Below are 20,843 nucleotides of genomic sequence, written 5' to 3' on the forward strand. Positions count from 1 at the left end.
TTAAGCCTTTTTGCTCATCCATGTTTCCATCTCCCAGAGCATGTGTAAAATACTTTCTTCCGCTGCATAACCGTGGTCCTCGTAGGGCAACAAACACAAGCGAGCCGTCTTGCCGAGCGCATTGAGTGCTTTGAACAGTCGCCGACTCTGCACCGGGTAAGTGCCGCTGTTGGAATCTTCCTCCCCGTGAATCAACAACAAGGGCGCGTCGATCTTATCCGCGTACATGAAGGGGCTGAGCTTGATGTAGGTATCCGGCACCTCCCACAAGGAGCGTTCTTCCGCCTGAAAACCGAATGGCGTCAGCGTCCGGTTGTAAGCACCCGAGCGGGCGATGCCCCCGGCGAAAAGATCCGTGTGCGCTAGTAGGTGCGCGGTCATAAAGGCACCGTAGCTGTGGCCACCGACGTAAATGCGCTCGGGGTCCGCCACACCTGCATCGACCAGCGTTTTTACCGCCGCCTCCGCGTTCATTCTCACTTGTTCCACGAACGTTTCGTTGGGCTCCACGTCACCCTCACCGACGATTGGCATGGCGAAGTCATCGAACACGGCGAAACCGGCGGCGAGGAAGGGTAGGGGAGCTAGTGGAGATATCCGGGTAAATTGGTGGGGGCTGGTCGTCACCTGTCCCGCATTGTCCGCGTCTTTGTATTCCTGTGGGTAAGCCCAGAGAAGAATGGGCAGGGGAGCGTCTTCTCCGGCTTTGAAGTGCTGCGGCGTGTGCAGCTCTCCGGAAAGCTTCACGCCGTCCGTCCGCGCGTACTGGACCTTCTCGTAGTTCGCGTCGCGAAGCTGCGGGTAGGGATGCTCGAAGTGCGTCAGTTGCGTTTCCTCGCCCGTCAAAATTTGCCGTAGAAAGTAGTTGGGTCGCTCCGTCTTCTGCTCCCGCGCGAGGATGAAGTAATCCGGGTGCTGGTCGAGGAAAAACAGTGGCCGTTCGAAGTGGGGCGGGGTGCTTTGCCAAAGGCGCTCCGTTGCTCCGGTGGCGATGTCGTATTCATCCACGAAGGGTTGGGTGCCCGCCGGTCCGTGGCCGGAGCCGGTCAGCACGAGCTTTTTGCCCTGGTCGCGCGTGAGCAGCACGTTGTGGTCCTGGGGGTTAGTGATGCTCACGAAGCTACCCGGGTCGTTGTAGCTATCCTCCCAGTTCACGTCGTACATGATGACGGGCTCGCGCGTAGGTTCGTCCGGCCACCAACGGCGGGTAACCTGGCGGCGTTCCTTCCAGCTCCAATCGACAATGATGGCCAAATCACCCCGGCACCAGCCGACCGCGCCGTAGCGAAGGGGCAGCTTGACGCTGGGCTCCGGCTCGCCCGTAAAGGGTTCCGTGAGGGCATAAAGCTGGTCGCGAAAATCAGCTTCGTTGCGGGGGTCTCCTGCGTCGAGTGCCTTCGTCCAGAAAACCTGGGCCGGATGGTCACTCCGCCAGGTGAAGCGGCGGCGCTCGGTGATAACCGAACCAAAAGCGGGGGGAAGGTGCTCCATGGTTGGCCGTTCTTCCAGCAAGACTACCCGCTCCCCGTGCTCGTCAAGAATCTCGACCCGGTCGGCAAATTTGTCGTAGGGTACGTTGAAACTGAAGGGCTCCTCGACGAAAGTGACCAGGAAGTATTTATAATTGGGGCTGGCCGCCAGACCGGCGATGATGCCCGCCGACCCCCACTTTTCTTCCGTTCCGCTAACCCCGTCGTGGAGGTAGAGTTGGCCACTACTGTAGTACCGGAACAGGTCTACGTCGTACTGGGTCTGAAGCAGATTCGTGTACGTGCGGTTGCTACCTTCTTTCCCGCTCGTGTCACGCACGTTCGGCCCCAACACTTTCTTCTCCTTCACCGGGCGTACCGCCGCCGGATTCCGCCGCCGGATGAGGTACGTGTTGTCGTTGACGAAGTCGAAGGGGGAGCCACCGAGGCTATTGTTGATGGTAGCTTCCCCGTGCGGGGTGCACTCCAGGTCATCGATGGAACACGACCACAACTGCAAACCCGTCGGCGTAGCGAGACAGAACGCGATCCGCTTACCGTTCGGCGACCAGTTAAAGTACCGGAAATAAGCACCCGCCGGGACGCCGCGCAGCGGTAGTTCTTCTTCGGTATCCAGGTTGCGGACGCGGGGGTCGAAATAGCCCCGGTGCCCGTGCGGCGTGAATGTGTCGGGGTTGATGAGCCGGCCGGCGAGCTTGAGTTTAGGTTCCCGTAGCTCTTCGATGGAAGGGTAATTCGGCCGGTCGGCCATGACGATGTGCTTACGGTCGGGGCCGAAAAGCATGAGTGGGTCCGGTTTGAGGTTAACCAGGTCCGCAATGGCGGCGGAGGGTGTTTGGTAGTGCATGCAGTGTGGGTGGGGTGGGCCGTAGGTGGTGGATGGTTACGAAGTAATCCGTAATCCAGAAAAGCAAATCAATCTTGTCGGGGGGTACGTGCGGAGGCCGATTTATTCCTCCTCGTCGTAAGCGGCGTCGACCGTGTCGATCACCATATTACTTAAAGTAAAGTCCGCGTATTTCTCCAGCTGCTCCAAGTCGAGCTTCTCGGGCCACAGCTCGGTATCCGGAATCCACTCTTCCAGGAGCGTTTCCAGGACGGCATCGGCGTTTTGCTCCACCCAGTCCTCCGCTTCTTCCATGTCTCCGAAATCGGGCAGCAGGTAAACCGTCGCCAGATCGTCCGTATCGTCGGGGTCTACCTCCTCACTCAGGGTCGGCTCCTCGCTGATCGCCCATTTGAGCAGCGCTTCACTGGGGGTGACGATGAGGGCAAAGCGATTGATGTCGTATAATTCCATGCTGGGCGATTTATGGGAGCAACAAGATATTTACGTGGCAAGTTCTTGGGTCTAAAGTCTTTGGTCTCTGGTCTACAGTCTTAAGACCGTAGACTACAGACCAAAGACCGTAAACCAAAGACTCACCTACAAGCCCGATTAATCCCCAGCACGTAATTCTCCAGCACCCGAATACTAACCGCCGCTTCCGCCCCGTCGAACCCGCTGATGTCGGCGTCCTTTAGTTGGCTGGCGGCGTAGTCGGTCAGGCGGGCGGCGAGGGGGACGTAGCTCCAGTGCCATTTTTCTTCTTCGTAGCCGTTGGGGCGACCGTCACCCTTGGCGGTGTAGGGTTGGCAGAAGCCGTAGGTTACTCCGTTCGTGGTGAGCCAGTCGTAGACTTTCTTGCCGGTGCCGCTGGCGAAGTAGCTGTTTTCCAAGTCATTTAGGTCGATATCCGTGCCCCAGTGGTGGCGGCTCGTGCCGGGCATGGAACTGTAGCGGAGGATGGCGCGGGCGCGGTCGGCGGGGTCCGGGTAGACAACATCGGCCTTTTGCGTGCCTTCCAGCAGGCGTTGGCCGTTCCACTTAGCTTCCCAAATTTGCTTCTGCCGGGCGAAGTTGCGCGTGGCGGAAACCATCGTTAACGTGACGCCGTCGGCCTTCGCGGCGGCGTGCATTTTTTCGAAAGCGACGTAGGTTTCCCGGTGTAGAAGGTAGGGGTCACCGTCGGTGTACTCGGCGGCTACCGGTACGAAGTCTGGGTGAACGGCCGGGTCGAATTTGCCCGTCAGGTATTCGTAGCTGGGAATGGGAGGCCTGGTCGAATCGTAGTTTGTGGGCGCTATCGCCGGTGCCAGGTTAGTTAGGGAGGGAGCAGTGGTGTCCCGGGTAACCGAACTTACGCTGCTCTTCCGGACTTCCACGGCACCCGCGTCCGCGCCCTGCGGAGCGTCAACGGTACAGCCGAACAAAGGCAGCGCGAGCAACCAACTGAGATACTTCATGAGGTTTCGAGTTTGGCCGCCGCTTCCGCTTCCTGCGCCTCGCCGGCGATGGTCACCAGGCAAATGATCTCCAGCAGCGTAAAGACAAAATAGGAAGTGAAAAAGGGGATTATGAACATCTTACCGGCCGGCTCCCCAAGCACGATGTACGCCCCGATCAAGCCCCCGCAGGCAAACATTTTGACCATCGTAGCCCCCATGAACACATTGCTGAACAAAAACTTATTCGCCGCCCCGACCGTCCTTTTGCTCAAGTAAAAGATCGCTACGCTGAGCAGCAGCAAAAGGATGATCATCCCCACCGTGAGGGGGAGGGCGTAATCAATGTCCCAGTAAGCGTGGGCCGCGGCGGCCAGTAGCCCCGCGATGAGGGTGGTGACGGCCAAGAAGATTCCGTAGCGTGCGTAGGTCATGAGCGGCGTTGTGGCGCTAGATAAAGTCGCGCAAAGCTACGTACAAACCAGCCCCTACGCCAGTTAAGCTCAGCACCAAAGTCCAGGTCGAGCCCGTCGCGAACCGCTCGTCGAGCCAGGTGCCGGCGAAGACGAACGCGCAGATCACGGCAACCATCTGGAAGCCGATCGCGCTGTACTTCACCCAGTCGCGATTCTGATCGAGTTTCCGGTTTGGCTTCCCGGGGTCAGGCGTTTGCATTGGCTAGTTGTTTGGGGGGTGGGGCCGTGTCGTTGTCGTTGGGTGGCCCGAGGTACGGCACGGTACAAGCACCGGCGATTTGTGCGCCACCGAGCACGGCCATCTTCTGCGCCCTGATGTCGCCATTAAGCTGGGAATTGCTTTCCAACGTTAGCACTTCCCGCACGAGTAAATTACCTTCGAAATTACCCTCGATGATGGCGTTCTGACAAGTGACGTCGCCTCTGATAGCTCCCTCCGGGCCGATGATGAGCATCCCACTACAGTTCAAATCACCAATCAGCGTCCCGTCAATACGCAGATTGCCGTCCGCCTTGATGGTACCCTCCACGCGAGTCCCCGCGTCGATAACGTTAACACCCGTACCGGATTGGCCGGGCGATCTACCTGGTAAGTCTTTTTTGATGTTCTTACCGGATTTGTAGCTATTCCAGGCCATGAGTTGGGTACTGTAGTGGTCGGACTAAGTGCTAGTTCAGCACTCGCCCGGCCGCGTAAGGTAGCGGTTTGTCCGTTGAGTTGGACCGCAAAATTTGAGCGTGCTTCCGTAGGGCCTTTCCGCCATCGGCAGCGTAAACGGGCCTAATGAATGCAGGCGGTTCTAAACGAAACTACCAAAGCGTTCCGAGTGGCAAGTGTACCCGTTGGGGTTTTTAACCAGATAGTCCTGGTGAGCGGGCTCGGCGGCCCAGGCCCGGGTGAAGGGCTCGAGCGTAGTGGCGGCGTCGGCGCGCCATTTGCCGGATTTGTTGACCACGGCGATCATTTCCTTGGCGACCTTTTTTTCTTCTTCGTCTTGAAAAAAGATGGCGGACCGGTAGCTCGAACCAACGTCATTGCCCTGGCGGTCGACGGTCGTCGGGTTGTGGATACGGAAGAAGTAATCCAAAATGAGTTTGAAGGACGTCTCCTGCGGATCGTAACTCACTTCGAGCCCTTCGGCGTGGCCCGGGTGGTTGCGGTAGGTCGGGTTTTCGTTCTCGCCACCGAGGTAGATGACCTCCGTGTCCTTAACGCCGGGCCGCACCCGGAACAGGTCTTCCATCCCCCAGAAACAGCCACCGGCGATGTACGCTTTTTTTAGATTGCTCATTGTCTTCAAATTTATGGTTGAGGTTAAGCCCCCGCATCGGTTTGACGCTCCGGTAGGCCGGGTAAAATTGTTACCACCACTCAAGCTTCTTCGTAAATTCCGGAACAAGTAAAAAGTTGATCCCCGCAGCGCGTTGCCCGCCGATTTGGTCGATTTGTCCACCCGGGTCACCCCGTATTCTAGCGCAGGTCGAATCACCAGACGAAACTGATTAAAGCAATGATCCGGGTGACCAGCGGACTGATGTCCAATAAAGAGGGACGCACCGACTCCAAGCCAGTACGTCCCTTTTCTATGTTCTTTACTCTTTGTTCTTTACTCCAAAAATCCAGAAGTATAAAACAAAGATCACCATTAATTAAAACGTAGGACAGTACACCCCCCGCTGCTGCTTCCCACAAATCTTGTACTGCAGACTCAGCTCGAAGCCGCCGTTGCCGTTCGTCACGTCACTCAGGCCGCTCGTGTTGATGTCGTAGCTGAAGCCGAGGGCAAAGTTTTCGTAGTCGAAGCGGCTGCTGAGGATGATGGCGTCCGTCAGTACGCTGTCGTCGAGGCGGTTACTCACCCGCGTCCACAAGCCGACCTGAAAGGACTGAGTATTGGTGTTGCGGCCCCCGTCGAGCAGGAATTTTACGTTGGTGCCCGCATTAACCTGGAAGCTTGGCCCCTGGCTCATCATGATGACGCCCGGCACCAAACCGATGCGCCGACCGAGCATGAACTCACCGCCGGCGTGGACGGTGTAGCGGCTGTACAGTAGGTCCTCTTCGGCGCTGCTGAAACTCTGGTCCGCCCGGTTCAGGTGGTGAAAGGAGCCACCGGCATAAAGGCTGTTGTTTTCGTCAAAGACCATGAACCAGAGCAGGCCGGCCGCCAGGTCCATGAACAGAAATTGATCGCGGTCGAAACCCGTTTCGAGCGTCGGGGCGGCGGGGTCGAACCCACCGGCGCCGTCGTGCTGGGTGCCCCAGCGAAGTTTTAGGAAATTAAGGCTGCGCTGCGCGGCGCCGCCTTCAACGCCGGCCACGAGGTAGTTGCCGTACTTGCGGCTACCGCCTACTTTCTTGGCGTAGCTCGCCGACAGCTTGCCGGTGGTGGTTGCAAAGTCTGCCTGCCCGGCCCGGTCGCCCCAGAAGGTGGCACCGATGCCGAAGTTATCGTCACGTCCAACGGCAATGCGCTGGTCGTAGCTGACGGAGTAAGTTTGGAAAGCGGAACTGCCCAGAATGGACGCCCACTGGCTGCGGTAGTTGATCGCGACGCGGCTGTTGCAATTCATCACCCCCGTCATGGCCGGGTTCAGATTGAGCGGCGACATGTAGAACTGAGAGAAGTGAATGTCCTGAGCGGAAACGCTGAGGGAACAAACAATGAAAAAACAGAGAGAGTAAAATGTACGCATAATTTAAAGTAGGCTACACTGGGTGGGTAGGAAAGGCCGCTGAATCGAGCAGTAGACAGTCGGGATGAAGCAAATGTACGAAAATCACCCCGGGCTAAATGTCGGGGGAGTGTTAAGGACCGTTACCGGGAGTTAACGGGCGCTTCGATAATCGTAGTCTACACGAATCCATCTTTAGCCCTTACGGTCGTGGAGATTTAACTCGTCTCGCTTCGCGCTCGACACTTACCGTTCTTCCTAACCCCACAAAAAGGTCGACCTGGTAAGTAAATACTTCCCTTCACCAATTCAACGCCGCCGCCGCCCGCGCCCCGCTTTGTGTGCCCCTTTTTTCTTCATCCATTTCTCGCTCGGCACCAGTGGCATCGGGTAACTGGCGCCCAGGCGTAGGTCGTACTGGCTTTGCTGCGCATCGGTTAGCCCATCCGGGTGGTGGACGGACTCGGCCGGCACCTGACCCAGTTCCGGCAACCAAAGTTTCACGTATTCCCCCTGGGGGTCGTAGCGTTGCGCCTGCGACATGATGTTGAAGTACCGGTCTTCCCGGGGGTCGGAGCCGACGCCGGCTACGTACATCCAGTTGCACCAGTTGCTCGTCACGTCGTAGTCCGTCAGGATGTGCTCGAAGTACTCCGCACCCATGCGCCAGTCGATGTTGAGGTCCTTGACCAGGTAACTCGCCACGTTCTGCCGGCCGCGGTTGCTCATGAAGCCGGTGCGGGCGATCTCGACCATGTTGGCGTCGATGAAGGGCGTGCCGGTCGTTCCGTCCACCCAGCGCTGGAATTTTTCTTTGTCCTGCGACCAGTCCTTCGCCTCCTTCTTGATGCCGCCCTTGTGAAAGATCTTGTTGCCGTACTTCTTGCCGAGCAGACGAAAAAAGTCCCGCCAGAGCAGCTCGAAGTGCACCCAGTAAGTGTTGTCGTTGGCGCCGTTCTTGTCCTCGTACGCCTTCAGTTCCCAGTAAATCTTCTTGGGGCTCAGGCAACCGTTGGCGAGCCAGGCCGAGAACTTCGTCGAGTAATCGGAGCCGATCAGCCCGTTGCGCGTTTCCTTGTAGGTATCGACGGCCTGGCTTTCGAAGAAATAGTAGGCAAGTCGGTCCAGGCCGGCCGTTTCGCCACCTCGCTGGCGGATGGCCGCGCGGGGGTCTTCGGGGGGGAGGCGCAGGTCGAATTCGCTCAGGTCCGGAATCTGTCCGTAGTCGATAGCGTCCTCACAGGCGTGGATCTTACTGGGGGCCGGTAGGGGGTCACGGACGGGCGTGAAGCGCTCGGTGTCCTTACGGAATTGCGTGAACACGTCCGGCGTTTGGGTGATCGGAAAGGGTAAATCGGCGGTGTAGTAAAGTAGCTTGCCCCGGCTGAAGTAGACTTCCCGGCCGATCGCCCACAACGCGATTTCGACGGCGTTCTGGATTTTCAACTCCTCATCCATCCTTTCCCGGTTGCAGAAGACCCAGCTGGCGTGGGTTTCCTGGCTGAGTTCGGCCAAGACTTCTTCCGCCTTGCCGAAGCGGACGAGCAGATCACTCCCCCGGTCGCGTAAATTTTGCTTCAGGTCGATCAGGCTTTCCAGAATGAACTGGCCCCGGTGCGCGCCCATCTTACGGTAGCCGGTCAGGGGCAGCGTGTCCCGCCAGACGCGGGGGTCGAAGATATAAACGGGTAGTAGTTCGTCAGCGTGTTTGAGCGCGTCCGTCAGCGCTTCGTTGTCGTGTAATCGTAAGTCGTTCCGGAACCAAAGTATGCCTAATCGCTTCGCCATGGGGGTGTTAATAGTGTTCCTGGCTAACGGGAGGCGGGGGGCTTGGTTGTGGTTTCTAACCGCTTTTACCTGGGTTTTACTTTGCTTCCGACAATCACTTTTGTGCGCGGTCGCGGGTGCGGGGTTTGGTGGTAGGAAGGAGCCTGAGCTCGCAGTCGAACCGGGTACGTGGTCCCTAGCGGACCTGCGCACCCGGTGTTAACGGGGTCAAACCAATGGGGGGGGGGCAAGGCCAACGCGCAAGTACGAGGGCCTTAACGGAAGAGCACGAAGGAAAAACCGATCGTAGATACCTTATAGCTGTTACCAAAGCTAAGTTGCGTTCCACCGTCGTCCAGATCGTCAGTAATAGAACTACCTAAGTGAGTGCCATGACGAGCGAATATGCCATAACGCCGGTAGGTCACGTTGAGCCCGGTCTCGAAGAATAAGTGGGTTGGTCTGATAGAGCCTTCAACGGCTTCTATGAATGTCTTCACTTGTTCTTCCCAAACACCAGGAAAGGAATCCGTGTCTTTGTTCTTGTAAATTTCCGTCAAGTACTTTATACTTAGTATTGGCTGGACGCTAAAATTACGCGGCAATTTTATCTGATAACTCGCCTCTAGGAAAGGGACTATGTATTCTTTCGTATTTGTTATAACAGACTGATCGTCAACACTAGTGTTACTGTTTGGCACTTCTAAACGAGTTATAAAAGAGGTGGTTATTGTCCTGTTGTGTGCACCGATGGACAAGACAATACTTTTATCGTTGAATAGCGTTAGATCAAATCGACCCCCAAATTCCGTATATCCAAAGGCATCGTTATTGACTTCGTATCGTACGTTAGCAAATTCTCCTGTTGTGTTGAGCGTGTGCTTGCTGCGTGAATGCTGTACGAAAGGGGTAAAGCTTACTTTTTGTGCACTTAGATTGGGCGCGTACGTCAGTAATAAAAATAGCGTGTAGATAATGAAACGCATGTAATCAATTCTTGCTGTTATGAATGAGACTTATTACCGACCTAACTCTCGTTGGGTACATGTTTTCAGCGGATAGAGACACAAGCGTGGAGTTCTTACCTGAAAAGTTCGTAGGAAAGACCAATCGTCGACACTCTATAGCGGTTACTAAAGCTACGCTGCGTGCCATCGTCGTCTAGGTCGTCCGTGATAGAACTACTCAAATGGCTCCCATGACGGATAAACACGCCATAACGCCGATAAGTCAGGTTAATCCCATACTCGTAGAACAGATGGCTTGGCTTGATGGAACCTTCGACGGCTTCTTCAAATTCTTGTATATCTGGTTCCTCCTGACGTGGAAATAAATCCGTGTCCTTATTCTTATCAATTTGCGTCAACCACTTTATTCCTAATACGGGTTGAACCTTAAATTTGTGTGATAGCTCTACCTGATAACTTGCCTCCAAAAAAGAAGCTATGTATTTTTTGGTGTTTACCATAACGAAGATGTCCTTAGTAGAGCTAGTCATGGTTGGTACTTCTAGGCTGGCTGCGAAAGAAGTACGTAGTCTTCTGCCGTGTGCACCAATGGACAGAACGATATTTCTATTGTTGAATAGCCTGAGATCAAAACGACCCCCAAATTCTAAATGATCAAATGACTGATCACTGATTTCATATAGTACGTTGGTAAAGCCTTCTATTGATTTTAATGATTGCTTATTGCGTGCGTTTTGTATAATAGGGGTGAAGCTTACTTTTTGCGCACTGAGATCAGCTGCGTACGTAAACAACAAAAGTAATGTATATATAGTGAAACGCATATAATCTATTCTTACTCCCATGGAAAATGAATATTATCGACCTAACACAGTTGCTGGTTAGGTCGATAATATTTTGCTACGTAGGTAGGGCTACGTTACGCAATTACCTGGCACCCGCGTCCGCGCCCTCCGCTTCCGTCAATTCTTCCCTGATCGCCTCGAACAACCACAAATATCCACCATCCCACTTCTTGCCCAGCCGGACCATGATCAGGTTGTCCGTGGGGTCGACGTACAGCAACTGGTTCAGGATGCCCTGGGCGTAGTACTCGTCGGTGGCCGTGTCGAGGTAGTACTGACCGGGCTTGCGTTCGCTGGCCATGGTCCGGACGTAGTCCGCCTCAATTTGAGGAGCGTAGGCCGCCGCCGCCAGCGAATCCGGGAAGTACATCACTTGCTTACCGTCCGGCTCCCGCAGCGATTCCCCGATGCTGTACCACTGATATTGATACTGATCGTTGGCAAAATCCGGCGTCGTGGAAGCCTCGATCCACGCCTCGGAAACAATACGCCGGTCGCCCGCCATCCCCTTATTTAGGTACAGCCGGCCGATCTTCGCCAGGTCGCGCGCCGTAGCGTTCACCCCGGAGTAGGCTTTCGCCGAGCGGTGTTTCTTGTCGTCCAGGCTCACGGAAGCGGCGTATTCCATGCCCAGTGGCTCCCACACTTTTTGCGCGAGGTAGTCGCCCAGTGGCATACCACTCGCCTTTTCGACTACGATGCCCAGGATGGCCGTCGACACGCTCTGGTAACGGTGGACCGTTCCCGGTTCCTCCCGAAAGTCCATCTTCTCGATCTGCCCCAGCTGGTCGCGCCCGTAGTAAAGCTTAGCCATCGGCGCGAACGGGTTGGAATACGATTCCGTGTAAGCCAAACCCGACCGCATGTTGAGTAAATGACGGATCGTCTGGCGCTTAAAGCCCTCCGCCGCATCCCGCAGCTCGGGAATGTACTTCGTCACCGGGTCGTCTATACTTTCGATAATCCCCTCGTCCACCGCAATGCCGACGAGTAGCGACGTGATGGATTTGCTGACGGAGAAGAACGTGGAAATGTCCTGCGGCTCGTAACCGTTGAAATACCGTTCGTAAAGAATGGAGTCGTTACGGATGACGAGGAAGGCCGTCGTCGACGTTTCGTTTTCTAGGTACTGCGAGACGTTCATCTTCCCCCGCTTCGGCACCCCGAGGCTCACTTCGTCCACCAACGCCGGGCCCAGTGGCTGGACCGCGAAGGGCGCGGGCGCACTCGACGCGGGGAGCTCCGTGGCGGGGAAGATCTTGTGGTCGGTGATGTTCGCGAAGTTGTAGACGAAAAACCGACCGATGTGGCAGCTACTCAGGCTGGTGACAAGCAGGAGAGCCGCCAGGCGTAATACTTTCATTTTGGGTGTTTGCGGGGCCTGCGCCCGTCCGGAATGGCCCTAAATATAATCTACATCTAGCTCAATTCTCGTAAGTACTTCGGCACCGTGAATCGCTGCCCGTACCGTTCGATCAATTCCCCGCACCGCTGCTGGAACCGCTCGTGCCCGTAACTCTCTACGTAGCGGAGCACGCCACCGGTGTATTTGGGAAAGCCCCAGCCGTACACACTCCCTAGGTTAGCCGCGGCTTCTTCGGTGATTACCTTTTCCTGCAAGCACCAGGCGGATTCGATGATCTGGCAGAAAAGAAAGCGGTCTTCCATTCTGCGGCGGTTGTAATCATCTTTCGTTACCGGGAAATACTCCGCCGATCCTTCCCAGAGCCGGCCGCGCCCCTGCGCGTCGTAATCGTAGAAGCCAGCTCGCTTCTGCCGGCCACCGCGGTTAATGTCGTTCAGCATTTTCTCCAGCGCGGGCACGGCGGGGTGTTGCTGGTAACGGTCGCCGTAGTGCTCGGAAGCCTGCTGCTCGTAACGCATGACGAGCTCCAAACCGAGCTCGTCGGCCAGGGCGAGGGGGCCGACCGTCATGCCCGCCTGGCGGCCCATGTTTTCGATCAGCGCCGCGGGGTACCCCTCGTTGAGCATCGTGACGCCCTCCAGGATGTAAGTGTTACGGACCCGGGCGGCGAAGAAGCCCCAGGTGTCCTGGACGACCAGGGGAAGTTTCCGGATCGCCGTGGCGAAATCGAACGCACGGGCGATGGTTTCGTCGCTCGTCCGCTCGCCCTGGATGATCTCGACGACGTTCGACAGCTCCGCAGGGGGGAAGAAGTGAATGCCCACGTAGTTTTCCGGGCGGAGGCTCTGCTTACCCAGCTCGGTGATGGGGATGGAGATGGTATTGGTCGCGAAGACCGCGAACTCGTCCAGTTGCTCCTCCGCTTCCCGCGTCACTTTTTGCTTGATGGATTTGTTCTCGAAAACGGCCTCCACGACGATGTCGCAGTCCAGAAAATCTTTGCTCTTGTCCGTCGTCTTGATGCGGCTGAGCAGGTCTTCTCTCTCCTCGGGCTGGAAGGTTCCGCGCTCGATGTACTCGTCTATTTTGGCGATCACGAAGTCGCGCCCCCGGTCGGCGATCGGCTGGCTGACGTCCTTCAGCACGACTTCTAGCCCGTTGCGCAGGCAGAGGAAAGCGATTCCGGAGCCCATTTGCCCCGCGCCGATGACGCCGACCCGCCGGGGCCGAAAGCGCCCGAAGCCCTTCGGCCGGCCCAGTCCGTCCCGAATCGCTTGCTTGTCGAACCAGAAGGTCGAAATCATATTCTTGCTGACCTCCCCGGTAACGATCTTGGCGTAGTGACGGCTGTCCACGCGGCAGGCCGTCTCGAAGTCCAGCTTAGAGCCCTCCGCCAGCAGGTCGATGATGGCCCGCGCGGCGGGGTAGAGGTCGTTCGTGTCGGCGGACAGGCGCGCCGTGAGCAGGCGGATGCGGTGGCCGAGATTTGGGTCGGCGGCGGAGCCTCCGGGGATTTTTGCGAAAACATCGTCCCACGGGCGGCGGCTCGGCGGGTCGGAAAGTAACCACTTTTTTGACTTGCTCATCAGTTCGTCCTGGTCTTCCGCCAGCTCGTCGACGATGCCGACCTTGACGGCCTCCTGGGGGCTGTAGCGGCGGCCTTCCATCAGTAGCGGGTAGGCGCGTTCGATGCCTAAAATCCACAGCAGACGCATGACCGCGCCTCCGCTGGGGATCAACCCGATCTTGACTTCCGGGTGGCCGAGGCGCATTTTGGGGTTCGCCAGGGCGATCCGCCGGTGGCAGGCCAGGGCGAGTTCGAAACCCGTGCCCAGCGCGTCACCGTTGATGGCCGCGACGACGGGCACGCCCGGCATTTCCAGGTCCCGGAGAAACTGTTTGAGGTCCTGGGCGTGGTCGAACGCCTTTTTGGGGTCGGTTAACTCGCGGAGGTAAGTCAGGTCGCCCTGCCGTAGGAAATCTTTTTTGCCCGAAGTAATGATGATGCCGCGCAGCCGCCCGGCCTTCTTTTCCCGCTGGAGGTGCTCGATGACGGGCTTGAAGGCGCTGACCAGTTCGTGGTTCAGCAAGTTGCTTTGCCGGCCGGACATGTCCAGGATCAGCGTGACGATGTTGTCCGTGTCTTTTAGGTATTCAATCATGGCTTGGTGCTTGTGTCGCTAACCGGAAGTCTTGAAATTAAAGTTGAAATCGGAAGCCTTTTCTGGAGTTTTGCCCCAAAAACATTGCTTCCCCGGCGGATGGGAAAAACTGAGGGGACTGGGATAAACAACCCTTACCCCACCCGCTCGATGATCGTACTGACCGCCAACCCGGCACCCGCGTCAATCGTCAAACTACCCAGCGTCAGGTCGCGCCGCTCCAACTCCGTGAGCAGGTGGCAGAGCATCATGCCGCCGACGGCGCCCAGTGGTTCCCCGAGCGCGATCGCGCCACCGAGGACGTTGAACTTGTCGGGGTCGATGTCCAGGTCCTGCCGGAAGCGGAGGGTGGGCGCGGCGAAAGATTCGTTGAACTCCCAAAGGTCAATGTCAGCTTTGGTGAGGCCGGCCTGTTCGAGGGCCAGGTCGGAAGCGTTGACGCCGCCGGAGAGTAGGGTCGCGTCCACGGCGGACATGGCCACCGCCCGAATGCGCGCGCGGGGTTTTAAGCCCAGTTTCTCCCCGAAAGCCGCGTCGCCGAGTAGCGCTAGTGCGCAACCGTCGGCTGGTTTACTAGTGTTGCCGAGGGTGTGGAGGTGCTCGACGTGGTCGACCAGCGGGAAGCGGTGGAGGGCCATCTCGTCGAAGCCAGCCAGGCCCATCTCGGCGAAGCGGGCGGGTAAGTCTTTGAGATCCTCGGTGGTGAGTTCCGGCTTGATCACGCTGTCGTGGTCGAGGATGGTGAGGCCGTTCTGGTCCAGGATCGGCTCCATGCTGGAAGCGAAGTGACCGGCGTCGGCGGCGGCGGCGGCCTTGCGGTGGCTTTCGACGGCGTAGGCGTCGAGGTCCGCCTGGGAAAACCGGTAGCGGCTCGCGACGAGGTCGGCCGCCACGCCCTGGGGGATGTAGTGGCTGTTGATGACCGTGGCCGGGTCGTTCATCATCGGGCCGCTATTGAGGTAGGTCGGCACGCGGCTCATGCACTCGATGCCCCCGGCGATCATCACCCGGCCGTAGCCGGCGTTGATGCGCGCTGAGGCGAGGTTGATCGCTTCGAGGCCGGAAGTGTTGAAGCGGTTGATCTGCAGGCCACCCCGCGCGTTGGCCCACCCGGCGTTGAGTAGGCCGGCGCGGGCAATGTTGTAGCCCTGGTCGCCGGCCGGTGTGTTGCAGCCGATGATGAGGTCGTCCACGCTCGCGGGCAGGTCTTCGATGCCGGTGCGGCGCTGGAAGGCCCGCAGGCACTGGCTCAGTAGGTCGATGGGCTTGACTTCGTAGAGGTCGACGGTGCCTTCGGCGCGGCCGCGGGGGCTGCGGAGGGCGTCGTAGATGTAGGCGGGGATGGGCATTTTTGGTCTGGGGTCTTTGGTCTGCAGTCGGCGTAAGTTACTTCATCCGGTTGGTTTTGGTTGGGGGGATTTTGGGTTTGGTGGTAGGCGCGGTCGTCCCGACTAAGTGCGGGACTAGCTGGCGCGGTCGCGGGTGCGGGGTTTTTTAGCGAGGAGTAACGATACTGTGTTTGCTGGTGCGAGCGAAATATTTTCCTGCCCCGGGTGCAGGGCGTGTGGGCGGATAAATACCTGAGCCGGGTGCGCCCAACTGCGTATGGTGTGCTGTATCCTGAGTGAGTTACCGACCGCAACTCGTGCCGCTACGCTGCGACGCAAAGCCCAAATCTCGCTAATCGTTTATATTTGTGGGGTGATGGTTTAGGTGCTTCCTGATGCAAATAGTATCAAGTTGGAGTATTAACCGACGCGCTCTGGGTTATGACTTATTACGTGAATAAACAGCAAAATAAATGGAACAGGTAAACGTATTATTCTTTATTCTCAGCACTTTTTTTGGTTTGGGAAACCCCTCCGTACTAGCTGACAAAACGACCGTAACGATAAACCCCCAGGCACAACGGATGGAAATAACGCAGGAGGACTTATTCACTTTTTCCAGATCGGCGGAAGAAGCAGCACTCGTACTGAAACAGTGGGAAAAAATCGTTAACTGGGAAGATAACGAAACACCGTGGTCAACGGAATTGGCTGCTTTTCCCGGGAAGAAGCTCACCTTGCTTTCCGGTGAGGGGGGCATACGGACGAGGATAACCATCAGCTACACGAACCCCGAGGATTTGGAAGTATTTGGAATCTGGTACGATGCGGGTAAAGACCGATATTCGACCAACCAAGTACCTCAGCTAAATATCAAAACGGAGACGGGAGAATTAGCGGGTAACTACTGGCGTTTCAATGGTGAGGGTGCTTTTAGCTTCGTGGTGGAGCCTTTCTTGCAACTGCCCGAAAAGATATTAAAAACAAAAATATCAGTGGCTGAACTGCTGGCGGAGTGAGTGGGGTTGATGCCTTTGTATTGAAAAAATAATCAATTCAGATTTCTGCCGACATTCTGACTAATCCTACGTCGCTGCTACAGATACGTGTTGGCTACAGTCGGTTACCGTTCGATTAGTAAAGTAAAGTTTGTGAAAGCATGAGTGAGTGGATTTTAATCCTGCTCAATTGAAGTCTCCCATCCATCATAATTGCCATCACATTTAATCGCAGTCTTTCGTAGTGAGGAAGTAATCTTGTTGATTGAATCAATGTCGACTTTATCAGTTCTCCAAATTTGAAGTTGAAAATTTAGTGAAGAAGATTTAATTTTTCTAGAAGTATGAATGACAAATTCTTGTTCCTCTACTTCTTTCTTACACTTCTTCATGTCGCGCGCGGTTGAGAAATATAACCAATGATCGACCCTTCTCACCTTTGTCAAAGAGTCCCCACCTTTTTTTAGGTTCTCGACGACCGATGCATCAGCCATGTAATTGAGTATCTCTTGATTTGGATAAAGGAAGTCCTGGTAACAGGTCCAGTCTTTGTCCTCTTCAACCTTCAGGTGAAATCCAAAACCAGCGTGTTTTTGCGTATAATACTTCTCGATTTCCTCTTTGAGGTGCAAGGTGTCACTCACGTAAAAGTATTCTAATCTCTCTCCATCGTGCGTGAACGAACCCACCGGAAGAGACTGAGTGACATGAGTGATTAATTCAGTCAGTTCTTCTCCGACTTCGTACAAAAAATCCAACGTACCACTCTCTGGGAATCTATCTTCTCTGGTAGTTTTGTACGAAATCCCCGTAATTACGATAAAAGGGAAATTATGGAACGGAACATTATTTATTAAGTCCATTCTCAAAGTTGTAGATCCCGGCAGTCCGTTTTCGTAAGCAGCGATGTAAGCATCCCAATTTTCTGCTTTTTCCTGAGCGGCCATGGTGGTTACTGTTGTAAGTAATAATAGGATTATTGTAAATAATTTCATTATTTGGGTATTTCAACAGTATTACTTTTTTTTCCTGGCGCTTCCCAATATTTTTTATCTGGATTACAGTACTGTTTACCACACTACTGGACATTTTCAAATTGGACGCTTGGAGGACTCGAAACCCTTCGCTACGCTTTAGTTTCGAGACGCTCCAAGGTTCTAAAATTCTACTTGAGGACCTTGGAGCGTCCTCTGCCGTGAAGCCGAAGGCGAAATTGTTGAGGTCCTCCAAGCGTCCGGGGACAATGTCCAGTAGTATGACTGTTTACGTTAATAAATGGCCATTTTTCAACCTGAATGAACGTGCAATATACCATTAAAATAGATACCTACCCCCGCCGAGCATCATCAATAGCCTTAACCAACGCCTTAACCTCCGTAGAAAAGTCCTTACTCAAAATCCACTTCAGGTAGTGGGCGTCCTTACTAAACACGTCCGCCACGTTCTGCCCGGAATACTTGCCGAAATTGAACTGGGGCGTGCCGTCGGGGCCGCGCTTGAGTCTGCGGGTCGCGTCGAGAAAGCGATCGTCGGCGCAAAAGGCGGCTACGGCGTCCATATCGGCGAAAGGGTGGATGGTCTCTTTGCCTTCCTCCGCAAACTCGGCACCCGCGTACGCGCCCAACTGTCCTTCGAATACGTCGACGGTGGCGCGCACGTCGGCCAGGGCGTCGTGGGCGTTGGTCATTTCCTTTTTGGCGTAGAATTTGAGGGCGGCCGCGAGCGTGCGGGGCTCCATTCGGTAGAAGATGATCTGGGCGTCGATTAGCCGGCGGGCGCTGGTGTCGAGGTAGAGCCCGGCGCGGTAGAACTCTTCCTGAAGCATCGGGACGTCGTAGCGGTTGGAATTGTAACCGCCTAAATCGGACTGGCCGATGAAGTCGTACAACTGCTGTGCAACCTCCTTGAAGCTCGGTGCGTCAACCAAATCTTTTTCGTAAAGACCGTGTACCTCGCTCGCCTCGGCGCTAATGGCCACGTCGGGCTTGATTTTCATCTCCAGCTCCTCATTCGGCCCACCGTCGGCGCGGAGTTTGATCAGCGCAATCTGGACGATGCGGTCGGTGATGATGTTGAGGCCGGTGGCTTCGAGGTCGAAGAAAACGAGGTCTTTGTCGAGGGGGAGCATGGGTTTTTATTTTCGGGGTGTGGCGCAAGGTACTCAGAATTGCCGCGTCCCAACACGGTGCACCGTGGTCTATTGAGTCGCGGGTCGGGTTCCCCGTACCATCCGCCATTTTCCTTGCAGATCTTTGCGGCGTTCGACAGCGTAGCCCTGCTTTTCAAAGAGCGCAGCGACCTCCGCGTTGTTGAATTCGTTCGTTTCGACGTACAGTTGGCCACCGGGGCGTAAGCGTTTCCATCCAATTCCAGCGAGCGCACGGTAAAAGATCAATGGGTCGTTTTCCGGCACGAATAGCGCCAGCCCCGGTTCGTGGTCGATCGTCGAAGGAGACATGTTGGCCTTCTCCGACGGTGGAATGTAGGGTGGGTTGCTACAAATAATGTCGTAAGTGGGCTGGGCTGGGCTTCCGGGTCGTAGGATGTCAAACTGGCTAAAGGCCACGTCAAGTTTGAGTAGGCCTGCATTCTCTCTTGCCACGGCCAAAGCGCCTTCACTCACGTCGGAGCCGGCGCAAGTCCAGAACTCGCGCTTGGAAGCAATAGCCAGGGGAATACAACCGGAACCGGAACCTAAATCCCATAAGGCAAAGGGCACGTCGCGTGGATTATCCGCCAAAATCCACTCCACCAATTCCTCCGTTTCCGGCCGTGGAATCAGCACGTCGGGCGTCACTTTGAACTGCAAGCCATAAAAATCCGCAATCCCGGTAATGTACTGCACGGGCTCGCCGGCCACGAGGCGGTTGACGGTCGTCCAGGCGAGCACTTCTTCATCCTGGGTCAGGAGGCGAGGGCGGTGGCCGCGGCGCCAACCGAACAGGTCTTCCAGCACGAGGCGGCTGACGGAATTGGCTTCGCCGACGCCGAGGGTGGGGGAGAGCTCGGTGATTAGGTGTTGGGCTAGGTCGGAGGTGCGCATTTTTGGTAGGGTAGTCTTTTAGTATGGTGGTCTGATAGTCTGCGTGACCATTAAATCGTCACCCTAAAAGGAATTCTTCCACATCATGGACTCCATCGGCCGCTCCGTCACCTTGTTGTATTTCGCGCTCGGCTTTTTGTTGTAATAGTTTTCGATGTCTCCTTCGACGGCGAAGTAGATCAACTGCCCGATCGGCATGCCGGCGTAAACGCGGACGGGGTGGGTGCAGGAGATCTCCAGCGTCCAGTGGTTGCAAAAACCGACATCGCCCTTGCCGGCCGTGGCGTGGATGTCGATGCCGAGGCGGCCGACGCTCGATTTTCCTTCGAGGAAGGGGACGGAACTGTGGGTTTCCGTGTACTCCAACGTCACCCCGAGGTAAAGCGTATTGGGGTGGAGAATTAGTCCTTCCTCCGGGATTTCGTCGTGGATGATCTCGTTGTGCGCGCGAGCGTCGAGGATGTGGTCCTTGTAACGGGCCACGTATTTACCGAGGTGGACGTCGTAGCTGTTCGTGCCGAGGTTGGCGCGGTCGAAAGGCTTGATGACGATTTCACCGTTAGCGACGGCGGCGAGGATTTTTTTGTCTGACCAGATCATGGCGGCGAAGGTAACGTGGGGAAGAGGGATTAAGGAGTGGGGAGCTGAATTCGTGGCTTTCACCTTCTGGTCTGAACTCGTTAACCAAACAGAATACCTACCTTTTCCCGAAATATTGAGTGCATGATAGTTATCTGGAAAGTGATCAAATGGATATTTTTACCACTACTAGCTCTCGTAGTGCTTTACGTTGCGTTTTCGTTCCTGCTTACTTACATCCCTACCGGAAAGGAAGTCGCAGGAAATAGAGAAACCACCAAAGTCTACTTCTTCTCCAACGGCGTCCACCTCGACTTCGTCTTCCCGCTTGAGCTCATTCCCACCGACCTCCGCTCCCAGTTTACCTACACCGAATCAGCCAAATTAATGGGCATTGGCTGGGGCGACAAAGGCTTCTACCTCGACACCGAAACCTGGGCGGACCTCAAAGCAAGCGTAGCGATCCGCGCCATGTTCCTCCCCAGCGCCACAGCCATGCACGTCACCGAGCACCCGGGCGTGTCTAGCCAATGGTCCTACGCCGAATTTACCGACGCGCAACTTGCCGAAATCTGGACGCATATCCGCGAAACCTTCGAATACGACGCCGACGGTAAAATCATCGAACTAGTCGGCGAAGGCTACGGCGACCTCGATCGCTTCTACGAAGCCGAAGGCAATTATTCCTGCTTCAAAACCTGCAACACCTGGGTTAACACCGGCATGAAAAAGATCGGCTACCGGACTGCGGTTTGGACGCCACTGGATAAGGGTGTGCTTCGGTATTTACCCCTGGTCAGCGACCCTGCGCCTACGGAAGATTAGGCGGTAGGCACGTAGGCGGTAAGGCTTACCGATAACTAATACACCAGCAGAAGAA

Annotated in this window: 20 protein-coding genes; 2 read left to right on the top strand and 18 right to left on the bottom strand. The window is 55.9% G+C overall.

The features are described from left to right. The 14 genes from GGR27_RS06895 to GGR27_RS06960 all read right to left on the bottom strand — a co-directional run bounded on the left by GGR27_RS06895 (position 1) and on the right by GGR27_RS06960 (position 15,364). On the bottom strand, positions 1 to 2,337 hold the full coding sequence (locus GGR27_RS06895; RefSeq protein ID WP_168036683.1) for an alpha/beta hydrolase family protein: 2,337 nt from the start codon (positions 2,335 to 2,337) through the stop codon (positions 1 to 3). Between the two features lie 102 nt (positions 2,338 to 2,439). Beyond that, complete coding sequence (locus GGR27_RS06900) at positions 2,440 to 2,790, bottom strand: hypothetical protein (protein ID WP_168036684.1); 351 nt, start codon at positions 2,788 to 2,790, stop codon at positions 2,440 to 2,442. A gap of 122 nt (positions 2,791 to 2,912) precedes the next feature. Further along, positions 2,913 to 3,776, bottom strand: coding sequence for a M15 family metallopeptidase (locus tag GGR27_RS06905; protein ID WP_168036685.1), 864 nt, complete (start codon positions 3,774 to 3,776; stop codon positions 2,913 to 2,915). Further along, positions 3,773 to 4,189, bottom strand: coding sequence for a hypothetical protein (locus GGR27_RS06910; RefSeq protein ID WP_168036686.1), 417 nt, complete (start codon positions 4,187 to 4,189; stop codon positions 3,773 to 3,775). The genes GGR27_RS06905 and GGR27_RS06910 overlap by 4 nt, the downstream gene beginning before the upstream one ends. A gap of 16 nt (positions 4,190 to 4,205) precedes the next feature. Continuing rightward, entirely contained in the window at positions 4,206 to 4,430 is a 225-nt protein-coding gene (locus GGR27_RS06915; RefSeq protein ID WP_168036687.1) for an AtpZ/AtpI family protein, read from the bottom strand. Next, positions 4,417 to 4,869: a bactofilin family protein gene (locus GGR27_RS06920; protein WP_168036688.1), complete on the bottom strand. Its 453-nt coding sequence runs from the start codon at positions 4,867 to 4,869 to the stop codon at positions 4,417 to 4,419. Before GGR27_RS06920 ends, GGR27_RS06915 begins: the two co-directional genes overlap by 14 nt. Positions 4,870 to 5,031: 162 nt before the next feature. Continuing rightward, positions 5,032 to 5,523, bottom strand: a complete 492-nt coding sequence (msrA, locus tag GGR27_RS06925; protein ID WP_168036689.1) for a peptide-methionine (S)-S-oxide reductase MsrA — start codon at positions 5,521 to 5,523, stop codon at positions 5,032 to 5,034. A gap of 358 nt (positions 5,524 to 5,881) precedes the next feature. Then, positions 5,882 to 6,928: a PorP/SprF family type IX secretion system membrane protein gene (locus tag GGR27_RS06930; RefSeq protein ID WP_168036690.1), complete on the bottom strand. Its 1,047-nt coding sequence runs from the start codon at positions 6,926 to 6,928 to the stop codon at positions 5,882 to 5,884. A gap of 288 nt (positions 6,929 to 7,216) precedes the next feature. Continuing rightward, complete coding sequence (locus GGR27_RS06935; protein ID WP_168036691.1) at positions 7,217 to 8,695, bottom strand: DASH family cryptochrome; 1,479 nt, start codon at positions 8,693 to 8,695, stop codon at positions 7,217 to 7,219. A gap of 254 nt (positions 8,696 to 8,949) precedes the next feature. Beyond that, positions 8,950 to 9,660 carry a hypothetical protein gene (locus GGR27_RS06940; protein WP_168036692.1) on the bottom strand — a complete coding sequence of 237 codons (711 nt, stop codon included), beginning with the start codon at positions 9,658 to 9,660 and terminating at the stop codon, positions 8,950 to 8,952. Positions 9,661 to 9,755: 95 nt separating this feature from the next. Beyond that, positions 9,756 to 10,466, bottom strand: a complete 711-nt coding sequence (locus tag GGR27_RS06945; protein WP_168036693.1) for a hypothetical protein — start codon at positions 10,464 to 10,466, stop codon at positions 9,756 to 9,758. A gap of 103 nt (positions 10,467 to 10,569) precedes the next feature. Then, positions 10,570 to 11,850, bottom strand: a complete 1,281-nt coding sequence (locus GGR27_RS06950; protein WP_168036694.1) for a serine hydrolase domain-containing protein — start codon at positions 11,848 to 11,850, stop codon at positions 10,570 to 10,572. A 56-nt stretch (positions 11,851 to 11,906) separates the two neighbouring features. Then, entirely contained in the window at positions 11,907 to 14,015 is a 2,109-nt protein-coding gene (locus tag GGR27_RS06955; RefSeq protein WP_168036695.1) for a 3-hydroxyacyl-CoA dehydrogenase NAD-binding domain-containing protein, read from the bottom strand. Between the two features lie 134 nt (positions 14,016 to 14,149). Beyond that, positions 14,150 to 15,364 carry an acetyl-CoA C-acyltransferase gene (locus tag GGR27_RS06960; RefSeq protein WP_168036696.1) on the bottom strand — a complete coding sequence of 405 codons (1,215 nt, stop codon included), beginning with the start codon at positions 15,362 to 15,364 and terminating at the stop codon, positions 14,150 to 14,152. A gap of 452 nt (positions 15,365 to 15,816) precedes the next feature. Here GGR27_RS06960 and GGR27_RS06965 point away from each other — a divergent pair, with 452 nt between their 5' ends. Then, positions 15,817 to 16,362, top strand: coding sequence for a hypothetical protein (locus GGR27_RS06965; RefSeq protein WP_168036697.1), 546 nt, complete (start codon positions 15,817 to 15,819; stop codon positions 16,360 to 16,362). Positions 16,363 to 16,517: 155 nt separating this feature from the next. Here the strand turns inward: GGR27_RS06965 and GGR27_RS06970 are convergent, their stop codons facing one another. From GGR27_RS06970 to dcd, 4 genes are all read right to left on the bottom strand, one after another. Then, a complete protein-coding gene (locus GGR27_RS06970; protein WP_168036698.1) occupies positions 16,518 to 17,288 on the bottom strand; it encodes a DUF695 domain-containing protein in 771 nt (256 codons plus the stop codon). 380 nt (positions 17,289 to 17,668) lie between these two features. Next, on the bottom strand, positions 17,669 to 18,469 hold the full coding sequence (locus tag GGR27_RS06975; RefSeq protein ID WP_168036699.1) for a 3'-5' exonuclease: 801 nt from the start codon (positions 18,467 to 18,469) through the stop codon (positions 17,669 to 17,671). 69 nt (positions 18,470 to 18,538) lie between these two features. Continuing rightward, the gene (gene prmC / locus GGR27_RS06980) at positions 18,539 to 19,384 is read right to left on the bottom strand and encodes a peptide chain release factor N(5)-glutamine methyltransferase (RefSeq protein WP_168036700.1); all 846 of its coding nucleotides are present in this window, start codon (positions 19,382 to 19,384) and stop codon (positions 18,539 to 18,541) included. A 63-nt stretch (positions 19,385 to 19,447) separates the two neighbouring features. Beyond that, positions 19,448 to 19,984: a dCTP deaminase gene (gene dcd, locus GGR27_RS06985; RefSeq protein WP_168036701.1), complete on the bottom strand. Its 537-nt coding sequence runs from the start codon at positions 19,982 to 19,984 to the stop codon at positions 19,448 to 19,450. A 123-nt stretch (positions 19,985 to 20,107) separates the two neighbouring features. Here dcd and GGR27_RS06990 point away from each other — a divergent pair, with 123 nt between their 5' ends. Further along, on the top strand, positions 20,108 to 20,788 hold the full coding sequence (locus GGR27_RS06990; RefSeq protein WP_168036702.1) for a DUF2459 domain-containing protein: 681 nt from the start codon (positions 20,108 to 20,110) through the stop codon (positions 20,786 to 20,788). Positions 20,789 to 20,843: the final 55 nt, after the last annotated feature.

This window comes from Neolewinella antarctica (genome assembly GCF_011927835.1).
Taxonomy (GTDB): domain Bacteria; phylum Bacteroidota; class Bacteroidia; order Chitinophagales; family Saprospiraceae; genus Neolewinella; species Neolewinella antarctica.